Origin of the sequence: Brevundimonas vesicularis NBRC 12165 (genome assembly GCF_001592205.1) — a bacterium.
In the GTDB taxonomy this organism is placed as follows: domain Bacteria; phylum Pseudomonadota; class Alphaproteobacteria; order Caulobacterales; family Caulobacteraceae; genus Brevundimonas; species Brevundimonas vesicularis.
The window spans coordinates 1-1195 of the sequence record NZ_BCWM01000039.1 but is presented as its reverse complement, the minus strand read 5'-3'; the positions used below and the strand labels follow the sequence as shown (position 1 = coordinate 1195).

Below are 1195 nucleotides of genomic sequence, written 5' to 3'. Positions count from 1 at the left end.
TGGCCAAGGAAAAGTTCGAACGGACGAAGCCGCACTGCAACATCGGCACGATTGGTCACGTTGACCACGGCAAGACGACGTTGACGGCTGCGATCACGATGACGCTGGCGAAGGCCGGCGGCGCGAAGGCGATGAACTACGCCGACATCGACGCTGCGCCGGAAGAGAAGGCGCGCGGCATCACGATCAACACCGCGCACGTGGAATATGAGACGGCCAACCGTCACTACGCCCACGTCGACTGCCCCGGCCACGCCGACTATGTGAAGAACATGATCACCGGCGCCGCGCAGATGGACGGCGCGATTCTGGTGGTGTCGGCCGCTGACGGCCCGATGCCGCAGACCCGCGAGCACATCCTGCTGGCCCGTCAGGTCGGCGTGCCGGCCCTGGTGGTCTTCATGAACAAGGTCGACCTGGTCGACGACGAAGAGCTGCTCGAGCTGGTCGAGATGGAAGTGCGCGAGCTGCTTTCGTCGTACCAGTTCCCCGGCGACGACATTCCGATCACCAAGGGTTCGGCCAAGGCCGCGACCGACGGCGTGAACCCGGAAATCGGCGAACAGCGCGTTCTGGCCCTGATGGAAACCGTCGACGCCTACATCCCGCAGCCGGAGCGTCCGGTCGACCTGCCGTTCCTGATGCCGGTCGAAGACGTCTTCTCGATCTCGGGCCGCGGCACCGTGGTCACGGGCCGCGTCGAGAAGGGCATCGTCAAGGTCGGTGAGGAAGTCGAGATCGTCGGCATCCGTCCGGTCCAGAAGACGACCTGCACGGGCGTGGAAATGTTCCGCAAGCTGCTGGACCAAGGTCAGGCGGGCGACAACGTCGGCGTGCTGCTGCGCGGTACGAAGCGTGAAGACGTCGAGCGCGGCCAAGTGCTGTGCAAGCCGGGCTCCATCACCCCGCACACCAAGTTCCTGGCCGAAGCCTACATCCTGACCAAGGAAGAGGGCGGTCGTCACACCCCGTTCTTCACGAACTATCGCCCGCAGTTCTACTTCCGCACGACGGACGTGACCGGCATCGTTCACCTGAAGGAAGGCGTCGAGATGATCATGCCGGGCGACAACGCCGAGCTGAACGTCGAGCTGATCACCCCGATCGCGATGGACCAAGGCCTGCGCTTCGCCATCCGTGAAGGCGGCCGCACCGTCGGCGCCGGCGTCGTGGCCAAGATCGTCGAGTAAGAAGA

Annotated in this window: 1 protein-coding gene; it reads left to right on the top strand. The window is 64.4% G+C overall.

The window, feature by feature from the left end; genetic code table 11:
• Window positions 1-1190 (top strand): elongation factor Tu (gene tuf, locus BVE01S_RS16395; protein WP_084375481.1); only part of this gene is annotated, 1190 nt, incomplete at its 5' end.
• Between the last annotated feature and the right edge of the window lie 5 nt (window positions 1191-1195).